The 16,392-nt window shown below is 47.8% G+C and carries 16 protein-coding genes; 11 read left to right on the forward strand and 5 right to left on the reverse strand.

Going from position 1 to position 16,392, the window contains the following annotated elements:
* Positions 1–3: 3 nt before the first annotated feature.
* Together GACE_RS03055 and GACE_RS03060 are read right to left on the reverse strand one after the other, a co-directional pair.
* Positions 4–486, reverse strand: coding sequence for a 4Fe-4S binding protein (locus tag GACE_RS03055; RefSeq protein ID WP_048091082.1), 483 nt, complete (start codon positions 484–486; stop codon positions 4–6).
* Positions 483–2,057, reverse strand: a complete 1,575-nt coding sequence (locus GACE_RS03060) for an FAD-dependent oxidoreductase (RefSeq protein WP_048091084.1) — start codon at positions 2,055–2,057, stop codon at positions 483–485. The genes GACE_RS03055 and GACE_RS03060 overlap by 4 nt, the downstream gene beginning before the upstream one ends.
* A gap of 242 nt (positions 2,058–2,299) precedes the next feature.
* On the opposite strand from GACE_RS03060, the gene GACE_RS03065 reads away from it, so the two are divergent.
* The 3 genes from GACE_RS03065 to GACE_RS03075 are packed head-to-tail and all read left to right on the forward strand — an operon-like array spanning position 2,300 to position 4,877.
* Positions 2,300–3,781 (forward strand): homocysteine biosynthesis protein, encoded by a 1,482-nt coding sequence (locus GACE_RS03065; RefSeq protein WP_048091086.1) that lies wholly within the window; start codon positions 2,300–2,302, stop codon positions 3,779–3,781.
* Between the two features lie 5 nt (positions 3,782–3,786).
* Positions 3,787–4,170: a DUF362 domain-containing protein gene (locus GACE_RS03070; RefSeq protein WP_048093576.1), complete on the forward strand. Its 384-nt coding sequence runs from the start codon at positions 3,787–3,789 to the stop codon at positions 4,168–4,170.
* Complete coding sequence (locus GACE_RS03075; RefSeq protein WP_318249280.1) at positions 4,125–4,877, forward strand: UPF0280 family protein; 753 nt, start codon at positions 4,125–4,127, stop codon at positions 4,875–4,877. The genes GACE_RS03070 and GACE_RS03075 overlap by 46 nt, the downstream gene beginning before the upstream one ends.
* On the opposite strand, the gene GACE_RS03080 is transcribed toward GACE_RS03075, so the two are convergent.
* Positions 4,878–5,225, reverse strand: a complete 348-nt coding sequence (locus tag GACE_RS03080) for a response regulator (RefSeq protein WP_048091090.1) — start codon at positions 5,223–5,225, stop codon at positions 4,878–4,880.
* 179 nt (positions 5,226–5,404) lie between these two features.
* Here GACE_RS03080 and GACE_RS03085 point away from each other — a divergent pair, with 179 nt between their 5' ends.
* From GACE_RS03085 to GACE_RS03095, 3 genes are read left to right on the forward strand one after another with little or no spacing between them, the layout of a single operon-like run.
* Entirely contained in the window at positions 5,405–6,289 is an 885-nt protein-coding gene (locus GACE_RS03085; RefSeq protein ID WP_048091091.1) for an energy-coupling factor ABC transporter permease, read from the forward strand.
* Positions 6,273–7,004: a cobalt ECF transporter T component CbiQ gene (gene cbiQ, locus GACE_RS03090; RefSeq protein WP_048091093.1), complete on the forward strand. Its 732-nt coding sequence runs from the start codon at positions 6,273–6,275 to the stop codon at positions 7,002–7,004. Before GACE_RS03085 ends, cbiQ begins: the two co-directional genes overlap by 17 nt.
* On the forward strand, positions 6,986–7,696 hold the full coding sequence (locus tag GACE_RS03095) for an energy-coupling factor ABC transporter ATP-binding protein (protein ID WP_048091095.1): 711 nt from the start codon (positions 6,986–6,988) through the stop codon (positions 7,694–7,696). Before cbiQ ends, GACE_RS03095 begins: the two co-directional genes overlap by 19 nt.
* On the opposite strand, the gene truD is transcribed toward GACE_RS03095, so the two are convergent.
* The gene (gene truD, locus GACE_RS03100; RefSeq protein WP_048091098.1) at positions 7,664–8,980 is read right to left on the reverse strand and encodes a tRNA pseudouridine(13) synthase TruD; all 1,317 of its coding nucleotides are present in this window, start codon (positions 8,978–8,980) and stop codon (positions 7,664–7,666) included. The two genes, GACE_RS03095 and truD, sit on opposite strands and share 33 nt — an antisense overlap.
* On the reverse strand, positions 8,946–10,433 hold the full coding sequence (locus GACE_RS03105; protein WP_048091100.1) for a replication factor C large subunit: 1,488 nt from the start codon (positions 10,431–10,433) through the stop codon (positions 8,946–8,948). The genes truD and GACE_RS03105 overlap by 35 nt, the downstream gene beginning before the upstream one ends.
* A 93-nt stretch (positions 10,434–10,526) precedes the next feature.
* Between GACE_RS03105 and GACE_RS03110 the strand changes: the two genes are divergently transcribed.
* The 5 genes from GACE_RS03110 (at position 10,527) to GACE_RS03130 (ending at position 16,384) form a co-directional block, all read left to right on the forward strand.
* Entirely contained in the window at positions 10,527–10,898 is a 372-nt protein-coding gene (locus GACE_RS03110; RefSeq protein ID WP_048091102.1) for an ArsR/SmtB family transcription factor, read from the forward strand.
* Entirely contained in the window at positions 10,895–12,958 is a 2,064-nt protein-coding gene (locus GACE_RS03115) for a heavy metal translocating P-type ATPase (protein ID WP_048091104.1), read from the forward strand. The genes GACE_RS03110 and GACE_RS03115 overlap by 4 nt, the downstream gene beginning before the upstream one ends.
* A gap of 63 nt (positions 12,959–13,021) precedes the next feature.
* Positions 13,022–13,594 (forward strand): methyltransferase family protein, encoded by a 573-nt coding sequence (locus GACE_RS11155; protein ID WP_052400198.1) that lies wholly within the window; start codon positions 13,022–13,024, stop codon positions 13,592–13,594.
* A 134-nt stretch (positions 13,595–13,728) separates the two neighbouring features.
* Complete coding sequence (locus GACE_RS03125; protein ID WP_048091106.1) at positions 13,729–14,112, forward strand: ArsR/SmtB family transcription factor; 384 nt, start codon at positions 13,729–13,731, stop codon at positions 14,110–14,112.
* Positions 14,102–16,384, forward strand: a complete 2,283-nt coding sequence (locus GACE_RS03130; protein ID WP_048091107.1) for a DEAD/DEAH box helicase — start codon at positions 14,102–14,104, stop codon at positions 16,382–16,384. Before GACE_RS03125 ends, GACE_RS03130 begins: the two co-directional genes overlap by 11 nt.
* The last annotated feature ends 8 nt before the right edge of the window (positions 16,385–16,392 follow it).

Here is a 16,392-nt window from a genome sequence, read left to right on the forward strand (position 1 = left end):
TTTTCACCTCTTTCTGACCGCTCTAACTTCATAAATAAGATCCTTATTCATTTCAATGGTTACAAGCTGTGTTCTGTCATTTCTTTCGGGATTCAGTGCCCAGGTAACCGTGCCTTCTCCAACTTCTTCGCCCTTTCTGTTGTACAGCTTCACTCTGTCACCCTTCTGCAGCCAGGGAAGGAACTCGTACTGAATTGTGACATACCCCTTGCCGTCCTTTATCTGAAGCATGAAAATGGCAAGTCCCGGACAGACTCTTATGCACGCCATGCATCCCGTGCATTTCTCATAATCGAGCTTTGGAGGATCGTTTATGTTGTCCATCTGAATTGCATCGAATCTGCATGATTCGTAGCAGGGTGAACACGGGATCGGCTGAACACATTCAATGTATGCAACAGGCTTACCGGATGTCAGTCTCTCTTCCGGGGGAAATGGTGGGAGATCCTCTCTTTCAAGATATCCTCTTTCGAGATAGTTGCTCATAACGACACCTCCTTTTCAAGGGTGCATTTTTCAAGTCCGTGACAGATTCTTTCACCGAACGGACCTGCTCTGAATGCTTCAATATCCTTCACCGCCTCTTCAAGCTCTTTCTTTACGTCCTCCCCTCCGTAACCAAGGGACATCGCAGCATGCAGGCCCGCAATCCTGCCCTCCATGATGGCAGCAGTGGCTTCCTCTATACCGGCAACATCTCCCGCAACGTAGATTCCCTCAACACTGGTTTCGTTGTATCTTGTTCTCAGGGGTACAAGCCCTCCAAGCTCTGGAACAAACTTCATCTGGGCCTTCACGTGATACAGAAGTTCGTGGGCCGGAGATAGGCCAACTGCGACACATATGAAGTCCACATCGAACTTCTTCTCTGTTCCCGGGACGGGTTGCCACCTGTCGTCGAGCTGTGCTACCACTGCACCCTCAACTTTCTTGTTTCCAACCGCCCTCACTATCGTGTGCCTGGTGTAAATCGGCACCCCAAGCCTTCTCACCTTTGCAGCATGGACAAAGTACCCTCCAACTCTCGGCATCGCCTCGACTATTGCCGCAACATCCACCCCTGCCTGAAGAAGCTGGTATGTGAGAATTAGACCGACGTTTCCGGAACCAATAATGAGGCCCCTTTCACCCGGTTTTATTCCGTAAACGTTCATGAGTGTCTGGACACCGCCAGCGCCATACACTCCGGGCAGATCATTGTTCTCGAAAATAAGCGTTCTTTCGTAAGCTCCCGTAGCTATAACGATTTTCTTTGCCTTTATTCTCAGCAGTTTTCTGTCCTTTTCCACAGCCGCAACTTCGTTACCATACACGCCGAAAACCTTGGTTTCCTTTCTGACCTCCACGTTGTCGTAGCTCAGCAACTCCTCTTCAAGAATCTTGGCAATCTTTATGCCTCTCGTCCCGGCTCTTTCCTTAGCGCTGCCGAAGAACCTGTGGGTCTGTTTAACAAGCTGGCCCCCTAAGAATGGATTCTCATCCATTACGATTACTCTGGCACCGTATTTTCCGGCATGAATGGCGGCACTCATTCCACCGGGACCACCGCCTATGACTGCCACATCTGTTTCGATTACTTCATACTCTGCGTCAACGTCCGGAACAGACTTGGGTGGGTTTCCAAAACCCGCAAGCTTTCTCATCTGCTTGGTTGCAAGCTCTCTGAGCTTGGCGGATCTGTTAAACTTCTTGTAATGGGACCCATGGGGAAATACTGTATCTATAATCTTGTCGAAAATTGCGAGAGCATCATTCTCGGCATCCGGAATGCTGTTCTGGGTTCTTATCTGCATGCCGTCCTTAACGTAAATCTTGCAGGTTCTGACGTTCGGCACGCCGTTAACTTCCATCATGCACTGGGAACATTTTCCGATAGCGCAGAAGAATCCCCTCGGCCTGTGAAATCTGAAGGATCTGCTGAAAACCCTTACACCGGCGGCGTAAAGAGCGGCAGCGACCGATTCACCTTCATATGCTTTTACCGGTTTTCCGTTGAAATAGATTGTAACCTCCTTTCCCCTCTTAAAATCAACAATCGGGTGGGATTCGAGCCTCATTGTTTCACCTCACGTAAAATTATGACTTTTCGAGAACTGTTCTATATTTAACCTTTCCGAAAAAAGGTTTTTAGAGTCTGATCAATTTTCCAGGAAAAATCATTTAGTTGACCGGGTACAGAGCCAGGTCACGCCTCGGTTTCAAAACAATCGGCTGAAAACCTGCGGTCATATTAACTACGGTAATATTGACTGAGATAATAATTCGATAGGTTTATATAATACAGATTTCACCTCTCAGCGTGAAAACAGTCGATGAAATCAATCAGAAAATTGTTGAGGGTTCTGCAAGCGTTGTAACAGCAATTGAAATGAAAGAGATCGTTCAGGAACTTGGGCCAGAAAAAGCTGCAAAGGAAGTAGATGTGGTAACCACGGGAACATTCGGGGCAATGTGTTCTTCCGGAGTTTTCTTCAATTTCGGACATTCAGACCCTCCGATAAAAATGCAGAAAGTCTGGCTGAACGACGTTGAAGCCTACACCGGTGTTGCCGCTGTTGATGCATACCTCGGAGTTACCCAGCTTTCAGAGACTCTCGGGATGGAATATGGCGGTGGCCACGTTATTGAGGATCTGCTTAGGGGTAAGGAAGTTGAGCTGAGAGCAACAGCTTACGGCACCGACTGCTATCCGAGAAAGGAAATTGTAACCGAGATAAGCCTTGAGGATGTTAACCAGGCAATCATGGTCAACCCGAGAAACGCCTATCAGAGATACAGGGCGGCCACAAACTCTTCGGAGAGGATTCTCAGGACTTACATGGGTACGCTGCTTCCTGATTTTGGTAACGTTACCTATGCCGGCGTTGGTGAGCTTTCCCCCATGAACAACGATCCGGAATACAGGACAATAGGTGTTGGCACGAGAATATTCCTCGGCGGTGCTAAGGGATACGTTACCGGCGAGGGGACGCAGCATGCACCTCCTTTCGGAACGCTTATGGTGCAGGGCAACCTGAAAGAGATGAGCGCCGAGTACATGAGGGCCGCCACATTTCCCGGCTATGGAACAACACTTTTTGTCGGCATGGGCATCCCGATACCGATCCTTGATGCGGATATGGCAAAAGCCACAGCAATACGTGATGAGGATATTGAAACCGTAATAATCGACTTTGGAGTTCCAAGAAGAGACAGACCTGTAATCAGAAAGGTAACCTACGCAGAGCTCAGGAGTGGAAAGGTTGAGATAAACGGGGAAGAAGTGAGGGTTTCGCCACTGTCAAGCTACCACATGGCGAGAAAGATTGCAGAAGAGCTGAAACTGATGATTGAAAAGGGAGAATTCCTGCTTTCATTGCCTGTGGAAAGGATACCGACAAAGGAAGTTTTCAAGCCAATGAGACAGAAAGAGATAAAGGTGGTCAAAAACGTGATGAGCACTCCCGCAATAACAGTGACTCCCGACACTTCAATAGCCGATGCCTCGAAAACACTCATTGAAAAGGGTATCAATCACCTTCCTGTCGTTGACTCATCCGGTAAGCTTGCGGGGATTGTTACAAGCTGGGATATCGCTAAAGCCGTTGCAGTGGGAAAATCGGGGCGTGTGGAGGAGATAATGACCAAGAAGGTAATCACGGCATCACCTGACGAGCCAGTGGAGGTTGCTGCCAGAAAAATGGAGTCGAAGAGAATTTCAGCACTGCCGGTGGTTGATGCCAGGGGCAGGGTCATAGGTATTGTCAGCAGCGAGGACCTCAGCAAGCTGCTTGCGAGGTGATTGTGATGATGCTCGAGTTAATCTATGATTCTGCGGCTGTAAAGGAGCCAGTACTTGTTCAGGTGGCTCTCGAAGAAAAGGTGCTGATGAACATCATTGAAGCTGAAGTTGGAGCAAGGGAGGGCAGGATAGTTATCGAGATTGATGATGCACTTGCTGAGAACATCATTTCGAGGTTTGAGGAACGGGGGGTTGAGGTTCGCAGACTTGTCAGAGGTATTGAAAAGAGCGACGCATGCGTCGATTGCGGAGCATGCATAAGTGTCTGCCCGGTCAATGTGTTTTACAAGGATTCGGATGAGAGAGTCATTGCAGAGTCAGAAAAATGCGTGAGATGCAGGATATGCATAGGCGTATGCCCGCTAAAGGCTCTGAGTCTTCCAGAATGAATTACAGGCGATATCGTTTCAGGTTCAAGCAGACCATTACAACGATACTGGCAAGGGACGACGAAACGTACAGAAAAGCAGTAACGGGTATGATGTATGCGAGAGAGAAAATTGAGGAATACATCGCTCTGAATCCCATTTTTTTAACGTCTCTCGAACCTCTCGAATGTCATGGGGACGTCGTGGAGAGGATGTGTGCCGCCTCGAGGATAGCGGGAGTTGGACCAATGGCGGCGGTTGCGGCGACAGTTGCCTGGTATGGTGTTGAACGGGCAAATTCTGACCTTATTGTGATAGACAATGGCGGAGACATAGTTATTAAAAATGACGAGAGCATCACTATTGGCATCTATGCGGGAAACAGGACGTCCGTGGGATTTGAGATTGAGGGTAACGGGAAACTGAAGTCAGTATGCACGTCAAGCGGTAAAATTGGGCCGTCGATAAGCTTTGGGTTTGCTGATGCTGCAACCATCTTTTCCGACAATCCTGCGTTGGCTGATGCCTTTGCAACCGCACTTGGAAACCGGATAAAGGAAGACCACGGGAAAGAGGAGATAACTGAAGTTCTTGAAGAATTCTGGGAACATGCAAAAAAATACGTGGATGGCGCTCTGGTAATAAAGGATAATGTCCTTGCATACGTTGGAGAAATTCCAGAACTGAAAACGGTAAAAATAGAACCCGATCTGATCACCAGGGGGTAATCAGATGTATTTCTGGAGAATTTCGACAAGCTCTTTTCTTCTGAATGGTTTTCCCAGAACCTCGTTGGCACCTGCATCCACAAGCTCTTCCTTTCTCTGTTCCGCGTAGGCCGTGAGTGCCACAATAATAACCTGAGAATCGATTTTTCTGATCTCCTTTATGGCCTCCACCCCGTTAACAACGGGCATCATCAAGTCCATTATGACAAAATCCGGCCTGAATACCTTGAATTTCTCAAGAGCCTCTCGCCCATCCCTTGCAGTTATTATTTTGAACCTACCGGAAAGCATTATTGTGAGAATCCCTCTGATGGCATTTTCGTCATCAACTACAAGCACCGACTTCATCCGTTCACCTTTTCAGTACGATTTTAATATTTCCTGTCCCTGATAAGTATTTTTGTTTTGCTGTTGAAATATCTTGTGCAGTTTGATATGGGTAAAATGTGTATGTTGAGGGAAAAACTTATAATCTGTTGTTAAGAAAACACGGATCAGTAACAACAATTAATTAAGGAGGTGGTTGGTTGCACATACCGGATGGGTTTCTGACACTGAACCTCGCACTGACGATGTGGGCGCTGACCATAGCCGTGCTGGGGTATTCAATCAAGAAGGTGAGGGAAAATGGAGTGAACACAGCTATGCTTGGAGTGATTTCAGCAGGAATTTTTGCGGCCCAGATGCTAAACTGGCCAATTCCCGGTGGAACCTCGGCACACTTTGTGGGAGGTGCGCTGGCCGGAATTCTTCTTGGGCCGTATGCGGGAAGCATAGCAATGGCCTCGGTTCTGATAATTCAGGCTCTGATTTACGGAGACGGCGGTCTGATTGCACTTGGAGCAAATCTCTGGAATATGGCGGTCGTTAATGTTTTTGTGGGCTACTACCTGTACAGACTTCTGTCGAACACCAACAGAAATCTTGCTGCATTCGTGGCCGGATGGCTCGGCATAACTCTGGCCGCAGCTTTTGCCGGAATCGAACTCGGTCTGTCGTCGGATTTTAAGTACAACATCTTCATCACGACATCTGCCATGGGGTTGTGGCACGGCGTTCTGGGCATAATTGAGGGAATAATCACAGCAGGGATAGTCTCATACGTGCATTCAAGCAGATCAGACCTTGGAACTGAGACGAAGGTCAGCAAGAAGGCGTTGACGGTCATTGCGTTGATGATACTCGTATCGCCAGTGTTTGCATATCTCGCCGAGCTTGTGAACTATTCGGAACCCCTCGAAAATGTTGCACATCAGCTCGGAATTGAGGAGAACCAGGAATACAGCGGCATCCTTCCGGACTACACTGTGCCGGGACTGAATGATTACCTCGGAACACTGATTTCGGGGCTGGTCGGAGTGAGTATATTTATATCTCTGGCGATGATGAGAAGACATGCATCTGCTGATTGAGAAAACACTCAAGCATGCAGCAGAATACTTTCAAAATTTTTTCATACATGAATACACAAGGAAGAGCTACCTTCACGAAGTCCATCCTGCTGTAAAGCTTGCCGGGACTGCCGTATTAATCCTCCTCTCGATAACAACCTTTGATCCGAAAAAGCTGATGCTTACAATAGTCGCCATAATGCTGCTTGCATTTAACACCGGACTTAGCCTAAAGGAGCTGGTAAAGAGGAGTTATCTCTTCACAGTGTTCTCGTTTGTAATCGTACTTCCTGTATCGATCAGCGAACAGGATTTCCACTATGCCGTAATTTTTCCGCTGAGGGTGTTCTCCGCAATCCTTGCAATTCAGATGCTGATCATGACAACAAAGCTGAACGAAATCGTTTATGCAATGAAGAGGCTGAAGCTTCCTGACATGCTTTCCGACACGATCTGGCTGACGTACAGATACACCACGGTGATGTTCAGAGATTTGCTGAACATAATGCTTGCAAGGGAGGCGAGGAGACTGACGAAGAGCAACCACTCAGAAGTGCTGAAAAGAGGGGGAGAGATGCTCGGACTGTACTTCCTGAGGAGTTTTGAAAAAGCCGAAAAGATAGAAATGGCCATGAGAGTGAGGGGAAAACATGTGTCATTTACAAAAAGATATGATCCGGGTTACTTCTACCTTGCGTATCTTGCCGGGGTGAGTGCATGGTGGCTGATGCTGTGATTGAAGCGAGGGATGTATCCTACACATATCCGGACGGGACCCTGGGATTCAACAGACTCTCTCTGACTATAAAAAGGGGAGAGAGAGTGGCAGTGCTCGGTCCGAACGGGTGTGGGAAGTCAACGCTGCTGATGGTCCTTTCAGGTTTGCTGAAGCCGGACACGGGAAAGGTCCTCTTTGAGGGCAGAGACATATTTGAGGAGATGGAGACCCTCAGAAGAAAAATCGGATTTGTGTTCCAGGATCCCGATATTTTCCTTTTCAATCCTTCGGTCAGCGACGAGCTGAGCTATGCACTCTATCAGCTTGAACTTGATGAGGACGAGATAAGAAAAAGAATCGATGAGTTTGCGGGTATCTTTGATCTCGAAAAGATTATGGAAAAACCTCCTTTCAGACTGAGTGGTGGAGAGAAAAAGAGGGTGGAGATAGCGAGCGTTCTGATATACCGGCCTGAAATTCTTTTCCTGGATGAACCGACAGCCAACGTCGATGGGAAGACGAGGAGGAAAATGATAGAGATTCTTAAAAATTATGAAGGCACAATGATATTTTCAACCCACGAAATCGATCTCGTAGAAAGACTTGCAGAAAGAGTTGTGATAATGGATCTGGGAAAGAAGATAGTTTACGATGGCACAAGGGATATTCTCGGAGATTCAGTCTTTCTGGAGGAAATAGGGATACTCTGACTTCATGAATTCTCTGAGGAACGATGTTGCAAAACACCCCTTGGGCAGGAAAAACTCGAATATCAGTTTTGATTCACTGATGTCTATTTTCAGGTTCTCAAAGTCGAACGGGATCTCTGCAACCCTGTATGCGCCTCTGGATGAAAATTCCGGGTATTCGCCCCTGAAGTCTTCAAGCCTCACACCCTCGCTTTCGAGCAATTCTGCAAGTTTCTCCCCATGCCACCCCTCAGGCCGGGTTTCATACCCTGGAAGGGGAAGTGATAGGAAGGCGAACCCATTCTGCAGCAGGAAACTCACCCTCCTGATGTTGAACTCAGTAACCCTCGAAAACTCCTCTCTGTTCAGAACGAATCCATTCTCATTTTTCCGGTAATCTGCCCAGTCTCCGGTCTCCACCTCTCTAAGGCTTCCGAACTCTTCGATTCTGCTGGAAAGGAGATGGTTGAAGAGGTAGGACTGGTATGCGTGAACGAACATGAGCTTGAGGTTTTTCGGCAGGGATAGCAGTGCTTTAAGTTCACTGCCTGTTTCAATCAGCTTTTGGAGAAGTGATCGTTCATATACGAGGAATTTCGGCATCTCTCTGATTCCCACAGTTGGATCTCTTTCATTCCAGAGAGTCTCTCTTATTTTTCTCAGATCGTCCTCCTCAAGCTCTGATGGTTTCGCCACATAGGTCCAGAAAGCCTCCTCGTAATCCCTTTTGATGATGTGCCTTCCGACCTCGTGAGTGATGAGTCTCATGGTTCCGAATCTCTGAAGGCCAAAGAAGTTCGGAATTCCCTTGCTCTGCAGCTCTTCTTTTATTTCTTCTATGCTGCTGGTGCTGTCCACATCGTCGATAACTATTCTGAACTCGTTTCCCGTAAGGTCCCCAAGTTTTACGGGCCTGTCAGAATATCCAACGATTTCCACATCTGCATCTTTTATTTTCAGGCCCGATAGCCTTTCTACAATTTTTTCATCGGGTTTTGAGATGGAAAAATACTGCACGGTAAGGGCCTTTTTGTCCTTGGTTCCGGCGAATTCTATCCTCCTCCTGCTTATGTGAAGAATGTTGGACAGCACTCTCGCAAAATTCAGGGTATCCCAGTTTTTCTTCCTGACCTTTATGATCAGGTATCTGCCGTTCTCCCTGGTTTTTATGTTTACAATTTCCCTTACCTCAAAATTCTCTTCCCGCTCCTTTATCTTTCCTCCAGTGCCGGGAAGAGAAGTGATGTAACCCCTGATGCCTGCCAGTTCTTCAATCCTCTCCAAAGAAAGCGTCGAGCGTGACATGTTTCACTCCTTCCTTTTTCTTCCCCTGTTTTTTAACATCTTCGTCAACCTTGTCCGTTTCCTTTGTTTCTGTCTCGTCAATTTCGGTTTTGCTTTCACCTTCATCCTGCAAACTCCTCAGATCGTATTTTTCGTCCTGCCCTCCAAATCCGGAAAGGAAGGTCTCGTCTTCAACCCTGTGGAGTCTGTGTTCGACAACAAACCGATGTATTTCCTCTGCTTTCTTTCCATCTGTCATGAATTCCAGCTCCTCTTTCGAGAAATCGTAAAATGCCGCAATGTATGCACATCTCTCAACATCGAGTGTTTTGAGGAGGGCTTTGAGGAACGGATACACTTCAACGGCCTTCCTGGCGGACATGTGTGAGTACTTCCCTATCTTTTTCAAAATCTTTCTGTACGTCTCTCTTTTGGACTTGGTGTATGCAAGCTTCTTGAAAATTGATGGCGGGCGGTAGCGGGTGAACCCCCTTTTCGCCTCAGGCTTAACGTTCTGCACACCCGTGGTCATGAGGTATGTTGCGTATTTCCAGAGCCTGTAGAACTGTCTCCTTCTGACCCTGCCGAGAAATACGTCAGCATGGGCCAGAACTCTGTACCCCCTGTACAGCTGCTCGTCCTCATATTCGAGGGGCATGTTCTCCTCAACCCATACTATCAGGTCTTCTGGGCTCTGGTCCAGAAGCATCGCATCTCCGTGTGCGGGGAGTTTTGTCTTGAAAATCTTCTGGAGAACCTTGAACACATCGGTTTCCTGGGTTCTTTTTGCGATGACCACGTCTTCAGGTCTCAGCACCTTTTTATCCTCTGCAATTGCCTGAAGGTCGTTTACCGCAGCTCTAAGGTCTCCTCCAGCATTTTCGGCAATAAGTGTCAAAACCTCCCTGTCGCATTTCACACCTTCCTGCTCGCAGATCCTTTCCAGAATTTTAGCAATCTGGTTTTTGTTCAGCCTCCTGAAGTTGATCATGACAACGTTTTTTCTCAGATCCTGTGACAGTGCGTAGGGATCGTTTGCGATGAGTATTATCGGCTGGGGAGGGGTTTTCCTGATAATTCTCAGCAGTGCGGATTCGCCACCAAAATCCTCCTTCCTGTGTATGTTGTCGACCTCATCCAGGATGATGAGCTTTAATTTACCTCTTTTTGAGCTAAGAAACTCGCCCTCGTCGCTGATGGTTTCATTAAACGCACTCTCTCCGACAATTCTCGAGATGATGTTCCAGCTCCTCTGATCACTTGCATTCAGTTCCACGGCTTCCCATCCCATCGTATTTGCAAGGGCCAGCGCCAAGGATGTCTTTCCGACTCCAGGTGGTCCTGCAAGGAGGAGAGGTTTCTGTTTTACTCCTTCTTTCCACCTTTCAGCCCAGGTGAGAACGTTTTTAATCACGGTTTTGTCTGCAACAACGTCTTCGATGGTTTTAGGTCTGTATTTCTCAACCCACAACATTCATTCAAAATAGCTGCGGGGGATATAATAAGGGTTTGGTCTTTCCGTAAAAACTCCGGAAAATTTATATGATATTTGAGCAATTGTTCAAATATGGAAAAGAAAGCTCCCGTATGTGAGGGTGGAAAAACCGGAGAATACCTGGACAGGGTGGTTTCGTCCCTCCCGTCGGATGACATGGTGGTTGAACTTGCTGAATTCCTTGAAGCTTTCGCTGATTCCACGAGAATTAAGATTCTGATTGCTCTTTCAAAACACGAACTGTGCACGTGTGACCTGTCTGCCATAACTGGACTTTCAGTTTCGGCAGTTTCTCACCAGCTGAGGGTTTTGAGGGATAAAAAACTCGTGAAGTATCGCAGAGGGGGGAGGAACGTGTATTACAGCTTGGATGATGAGCATGTTGCGGACATTCTGAGAATAGCCATAGAGCATGTTGCAGAGGGCATGGAGGTGAGTCCTTGAAGAAATACAGGCTCAAGAATCTGGACTGCGCAAGCTGTGCTGCCAAGATCGAAGAGGAGCTGAAAAAAGAGGGATTCGATTACGTGATGGTGAACTTTGCCACGAAAGAAATGACAGTGGATGGTGATGGGGAGAAGGCAAAGGAGATCGTCAAAAGGGTCGAGCCGGACATCGAAATTGTGGATGTTGGCGAGCACCAGCACGATGATGGTGAAAATGCTCTGAACCGGCTCTACTTCATAGTCCCGTCTCTCGTGCTTTTCGGTATCGGAATCGTGCTCAGGTATTACTACAATCTGGACAACAACTTTGTTTTCGGAATATTCGTGGTCAGCTACCTGCTGGTTGGCTGGAAGATCCTCAGAAATGCCGCTGTCAACTCTATCCGGGGTAACGTTTTTGACGAGAACTTTCTCATAGCCATAGCCACCCTCGGAGCATTTGCCATCAGGGAGTACCCCGAGGCTGTTGGCGTGATGCTGTTCTATGTGGTCGGTGAATTCTTCCAGGACCTTGCAGTGAACAGGTCGAGACGTTCCATAAAGTCCCTGCTCGCCCTGAAGGCAGAATATGCTAACCTGGTTAAAGGCGCTGGAGTAATCCAGGTAAAGCCTGAGGACCTCAGGGCGGGGGATGTGATTCTCATAAAACCCGGGGAGAGAGTGCCTGTTGACGGCGTTGTCCTGGAAGGCGAATCAACAGTGGACACGTCAGCACTGACTGGAGAGAGTATTCCGAGGGGTGTAAAGGCCGGGGACGAAATTCTTTCAGGGATGCTGAATCTCAGCGGTGTTCTCAAGGTAAGGGTTACCAAAGAGCTTCGAGAATCCACGATATCGAGGGTTCTGGAGCTTGTTGAAAACGCATCAGCCAGGAAGGCAAAGACTGAAAAGTTCATCACAAGATTTGCCAGGTATTACACCCCGGCGGTTGTGGGACTTGCGGTGCTTATAGCCGTAATCCCGCCGCTCGTCTTCGGGGAACCATTTTCCAAATGGATCTACAGGGCTCTTGTTTTGCTTGTGATCTCGTGCCCCTGTGCTCTCGTCCTGTCCATACCTCTCGGATACTTTGGAGGCATTGGCAGAGCTGCCAAGGACGGAATACTTGTCAAGGGTTCAAACTTCCTGGATGCCCTGAGCAGATCCACGATAGTCGCCTTCGACAAAACCGGAACACTGACCAAGGGTGTGTTCAGGGTTACGAGAATTGAGACCAGAAACGGATTTACGGAGGAGGAGATTATCCGGTTTGCAGCTCTTGCGGAGGCACATTCGAATCATCCAATTGCAAGGGCAATAATTGAAGCGTTCGGTAAAGAGATCAATGAAGCTGAGATAGTGGAATATGAGGAGATTGCAGGGCATGGTGTGAGAGCAAGAATTGACGGCACTGAGGTGATGGTTGGAAATGACAGACTTCTCCACAGGTTCAGCGTTGAACACGACACATGCCGGGTTGACGGGACCGTTGCACACGTGATTGTAAACGGGACCTATGCAGGATATCTGGTCATCTCGGACGAGGTAAAGGAAGATGCGGCACATGCTGTCCGGGAACTCAAACAGCTGGGAGTCAGAAGTGTGGTGATGGTTACCGGGGACAGCAAGGAAGTTGCGGCTGAAGTTGCCAGAGAGATAGGTCTGGACGGGTATTATGCAGAACTTCTGCCGGAGGACAAGGTGAAGGTGATTGAAGAGCTTGAGAAACAGAAGGCACCTGATGACAGGATTGTTTTCGTCGGTGATGGCATAAACGATGCGCCAGTGCTTGCGAGAGCCGATGTGGGTGTTGCGATGGGAGCACTGGGCAGTGATGCTGCCATAGAAACGGCTGACGTCGTCATAATGGACGATAAGCCGTCGAAACTTCCCAGAGGCATCCGAATCGCAAGGAAGACAAGGAAGATAGTATGGCAGAACATTGTTCTCGCTCTCGGCGTGAAGCTGGCATTCATCGGTCTGGGAATTGCCGGGAGTGCAACGATGTGGGAGGCGGTGTTTGCGGACGTTGGCGTAGCCCTCATAGCGGTCCTGAACGCGATGAGAATTCTGAGGTGATGGGATGCCGTGCCTCCGGCGTCCCTTTGTTTTTTCCCAACATCCCGGACGGGGTGAAAAAGAATGAGCTGGCTTTTTGTGATTCTCCTTGTTCTCTGGCTGGTGCTGGATGGGTATGTGTTTTCCGAGATAAAGAAAATTTACGGGAAGGGAGAAACTCTGCCCACCAATCTCTCCATCGCAGTGTGGGCATCATACATACTTCACTTCGTTCTGATACTGTGGGCCTCTTTAGAGGGGCTCTGGACAGTGCCCATTAACGCAGCGGCTGCCCTGGCTGGGGGTTTTGTGGTCACCGCCACAGGGTTCACAGTTTTGCTCCTCGGTGTGAGGGAGTTCCGCTCATTTAAGAGGGTGTCCGGACTGGACACATCAAGGCTCGTCACCACCGGCATATACCGCTACAGCAGGAACCCCCAGAATCTGGGGATGTTCCTGATATTCCTGGGAGTATCGCTTGCGGGCAGATCCCTCCTCGCGCTTCTGCTCACGGCGGCGTTTGCCATCGGGTTCCATAAATACGTGGTGGAGCTTGAGGAGCCATACCTTGAGCGCGTGTTTGGAGAGGAGTACAGGAGGTATAAGGAGAGAACCCCGAGGTATTTTGGACCTCCGAAAGCTGGAAACAACTCATAAATATCTCCTGAAGTGGAGAAAACAATGCTATGCGAGTTCTTAGGTAAATTTTTTCATTCATTTTTCATTATGTTTTTTGCATCTGTTTGCATTAACTGCGTTAATTTTATAAGTTTACAATAGTTGTAACAAACATGCCCTATGAATTTGATTACTCAGAATTCAAAAGAAAGAAGCTTGAGGATAAGGACGAGGCATATGACTACTACTGCAAGTGTGATTATGAGGGAATCTTGGAGCTTTACACAGATGAAGAGCTTAGAGAGCATTCGAACTTCCTGAAAGTTCTTGGAAACCCTCTGAGGCTTCAGATACTGAAGATTTTATCACATGTCGACATGTGTGTCTGTGCAATTTCGGAAATTCTCGGCCAGCAGCAAACGCTCGTCAGCCATCACCTGAGCAAGCTGAAGTCCGCAAGGATAGTTGAGGAAAGGCAGAACGGGAAGTACAGAATATACTCAATCAAGGACAAAAGAGTAAAACAGATACTCGCAGTGCTTGCTGATGGAAGCTAACGAATACTTCTGCCCCAGATGCAGACGGCTCAAAAGCAGATGTGTATGTGCCAGAAAGAGTACAAGACAGCGAAATCTTGAGATATTTGATGAAATCTGCAGGGATGATGAATTAAAACCCCTTTTTAACACTGACTGTGAGGTAGTTCTTTTCAGAAGATTTTCCGGGAATCATCGCCCAGATGTGGAACTGGACAGACTCGATATTTCAGAAAATCTGAAAAAAGCTCTTCAACTCAGGGGAATTGAGAAACTTTTCAGATTTCAGTACGAAGCAATTGGAAGGATACTGGCTGGCGGGGATGTGATAATCACTGCCCCCACCGGAACCGGAAAAACAGAGGCGTTTCTGATCCCGCTCATTGAAAGAATTGCCAGCGATGGTGGCAAGGCCATGGTGATTTACCCGACCAAGGCACTCATCAGGGATCAGCTCGGGAAGGCGAGATACTATGCGGAATCGATGAATCTCAGCGTTGCAGATTTCCACGGAGACTCGGACAGGGTGAGCAGGAGGCTTGTTTTGAGCGGCGATGCAGATGTAATCCTGACCAATCCGGACATGATTGACTACCATATGAGAAACACCCCCTCATTCCGGAGGTTTGTCGAGCGTGTCAGAATTATTGTTTTCGACGAACTGCACAGCTATTCTGGCTATTTCGGGTCCAACATATACTGGCTTGTGAGAAGAATAGAGCGGTTCTGCAAGCCCCAGATAATTGCAAGTTCGGCAACCATAGACAATCCCGGTGAGTTCGGAAAAATCCTTTTCGAGAGAGATTTCGAGGTAGTTTCTGAGAACGTGAGAACCGGTGAGCTGAATTTCATAATGTTTTACGGCAACTTTTACAGAACTGTTGTGGAGATTCTGAGGAGGCTGAAGGACAGGAAGGTGCTTATATTTGGCAACAGCTATAAAAGTGTTGAGACTCTCGCATGGATTCTTGAAAGAGAGGGGCTGAGGGCATACGTTCACAAATCTGGGTTGCCTGCTGACCTGAAAAAGAGAATAGAAATGGACTTCAGAAACGGCAGGATAAAGGTTCTGGTGTCAACCTCGACGCTCGAGCTCGGGATAGATATCGGTGATGTTGATGTTGTGATCAGCGAACCCGTCCCCTTTTCGAACTTCCTGCAGAGAATCGGGAGGGCCGGTAGAGGGAGGAAAGGTACAGGAATACTGATACTCAGGGAAGAGGATACGATATCCAACTACTACAGAAAAAATCCTGAGGAATATTTCAGGGAAAAGGCACTGTGTTATGCTGAACGGGACAACGAGCTGGTTAAGGAACATCACATACTTTCAATGGCTATGGAAATGCCCCTCACGAGGGATGAAATCGATGATCCGATTGTTGACAGAATGGTGGAAAGCGGGTTGCTCATCGATGGGGGCGGTTTTCTTTTCTCAGGCGGTGTGAAACGTGACTTCAGTCTCAGGGGTGCTGGAAAGTCTGTGAAGATATACCATGGAGAGAGATTCATTGGAGAACGAGTTCTTCCCGTTGCCGTTAAGGAGCTTCACCCTGGTGGTGTCTTCATACACAACATGAGGAAATACCGGGTTCTCGAGCTGAATCTGGAAAAACTTGAGGCGCATGTGGAGGAGTTTGGCGATGTGCTAATCACGACTCCCCTGTATTCAGCCACCCCTCGACTCATACGGGTTCTCGAGAGCATTTCTGAGCCAATCGATGCTCATTACTGTGATCTTGAGGTTACGATATTCGTAACCGGCTACATTTTGAAGAATCCATACGACGATAGCAAAAAGACCGTCAGGTACCTTGAGAAACCGGTTAGCTATTCCTTCAGAACAAAAGGTTTCCTCTTTGCTGCACCATTCCCGGAAAAAATGGATTATGAGGACTATTATGCGGGCTCTTTTCACGCACTTGAGCATGTGCTTATAGATGCAAGTGATGCAATAACAGGCGGAGGAAGCAGCAATCTCGGCGGGGTCTCCACACCGGATGGTTTTATTTTTGTCTATGATGCGAGCGAAGGTGGTAATGGTGTGAGCAAGCTGCTGTTTTCGAGACTTGAGAGGGCACTGGAGATCTCCCTCAACGTACTTGAAAACTGTGAATGTGGCAGGGAGGATGGATGTCCGAAATGCACGTACAGCTATCAGTGCGGCAACAATAACCAGCCGCTTAACAGGTTCGGAGCCATAGACGCAATCAGAAAAGTTTTTTCTGGAGTTAAGAGAAAGCCTGACATTTCTGTTTTTGAGGAAGTCAGGGACTTTGTTTACTACCCCTGAATCGAAAA

Origin of the sequence: Geoglobus acetivorans (assembly GCF_000789255.1) — an archaeon.
Lineage (GTDB): Archaea > Halobacteriota > Archaeoglobi > Archaeoglobales > Archaeoglobaceae > Geoglobus > Geoglobus acetivorans_B.

Bases quoted from the DNA above. Each gene is read 5' to 3' on its own strand.
- GACE_RS11155 (WP_052400198.1), top strand. From the start codon at position 13,022: ATGAGCTGGCTTTTTGTGATTCTCCTTGTTCTCTGGCTGGTGCTGGAT.
- GACE_RS03125 (WP_048091106.1), top strand. From the start codon at position 13,729: ATGCCCTATGAATTTGATTACTCAGAATTCAAAAGAAAGAAGCTTGAG.
- GACE_RS03075 (WP_318249280.1), top strand. From the start codon at position 4,125: ATGCATAGGCGTATGCCCGCTAAAGGCTCTGAGTCTTCCAGAATGAAT.
- GACE_RS03105 (WP_048091100.1), bottom strand. From the start codon at position 10,433: ATGTTGTGGGTTGAGAAATACAGACCTAAAACCATCGAAGACGTTGTT.
- truD (WP_048091098.1), bottom strand. From the start codon at position 8,980: ATGTCACGCTCGACGCTTTCTTTGGAGAGGATTGAAGAACTGGCAGGC.
- GACE_RS03070 (WP_048093576.1), top strand. From the start codon at position 3,787: ATGATGCTCGAGTTAATCTATGATTCTGCGGCTGTAAAGGAGCCAGTA.
- cbiQ (WP_048091093.1), top strand. From the start codon at position 6,273: ATGCATCTGCTGATTGAGAAAACACTCAAGCATGCAGCAGAATACTTT.
- GACE_RS03080 (WP_048091090.1), bottom strand. From the start codon at position 5,225: ATGAAGTCGGTGCTTGTAGTTGATGACGAAAATGCCATCAGAGGGATT.
- GACE_RS03055 (WP_048091082.1), bottom strand. From the start codon at position 486: ATGAGCAACTATCTCGAAAGAGGATATCTTGAAAGAGAGGATCTCCCA.
- GACE_RS03110 (WP_048091102.1), top strand. From the start codon at position 10,527: ATGGAAAAGAAAGCTCCCGTATGTGAGGGTGGAAAAACCGGAGAATAC.
- GACE_RS03060 (WP_048091084.1), bottom strand. From the start codon at position 2,057: ATGAGGCTCGAATCCCACCCGATTGTTGATTTTAAGAGGGGAAAGGAG.
- GACE_RS03130 (WP_048091107.1), top strand. From the start codon at position 14,102: ATGGAAGCTAACGAATACTTCTGCCCCAGATGCAGACGGCTCAAAAGC.
- GACE_RS03095 (WP_048091095.1), top strand. From the start codon at position 6,986: ATGGTGGCTGATGCTGTGATTGAAGCGAGGGATGTATCCTACACATAT.